The sequence below is a fragment of the Bacillus sp. JJ1503 genome, from assembly GCF_036965125.1.
Classification (GTDB): domain Bacteria; phylum Bacillota; class Bacilli; order Bacillales; family Cytobacillaceae; genus Cytobacillus.
Genome location: NZ_JBALOZ010000296.1, coordinates 293 through 1,007, shown reverse-complemented (window position 1 = coordinate 1,007; position 715 = coordinate 293). Strand labels below are relative to the sequence as shown.

Here is a 715-nt window from a genome sequence, read left to right as displayed (position 1 = left end):
TTCCTTCACCGCTCTAATATTCATAATCATTTCCATCGGCGTGAACCAAAAATTAACGATAAAAATTTAAAAAACGATCGCATTCCGCCAAAGAACAATGCAAATCGTGCATAAAATACTCCATTGCAGCCGAATATTGGATCGTCCAATATTCGGCTTCCATTTTCAAAACAATCCTTATACCTTCGATTTGAATGGCCCTCTGTATTTTGCTTCACGCAACTCGAGTGCATATGCCTCTACATTAGGCAGCCCCATTTCCCTAGCAATGGACAGTTCTTTTTCAACATCGTATGGAATTCTGACAATCTCAATTGAAAAAGGAGCAGGCTTGTCCGATAAATAGTCTCCGTGAAGAATCGTATAAGTAGCTTGGGGGATATCAAGTGAATTCCCAACACTTCCAGCATTAAATAGTGTCTTTTGAGGTTTCACAGGCTCGATAAGGGCGGCATGAATATCCCCATAGCCAACGACATCTGGTAATTTCCCATTATGATTGATGTTCTCCGTATTATCAAACATGGCAAGCTTTTCTTCATATGTATCTCTCATTGGAACAACCCGATGGTACACACTTTTTGCTGAAGCATGAAAAAGCCTGACATATTTGCCGCTCATATAAAAATCATGATGGAATGGCAAGGAGCGAAGATAGTTCATGGCATCCTTATCTAACTGGTCCTGGTGCCATTTCACCTCTTCTATTTCAACC

At 40.4% G+C, this 715-nt stretch carries 1 pseudogene (only partly in view); it reads right to left on the bottom strand.

Going from position 1 to position 715, the window contains the following annotated elements:
* Positions 1-177: 177 nt before the first annotated feature.
* Positions 178-715 (bottom strand): annotated as a pseudogene (locus tag V7149_RS20670) (metallophosphoesterase family protein); it runs 196 nt beyond the window's last position.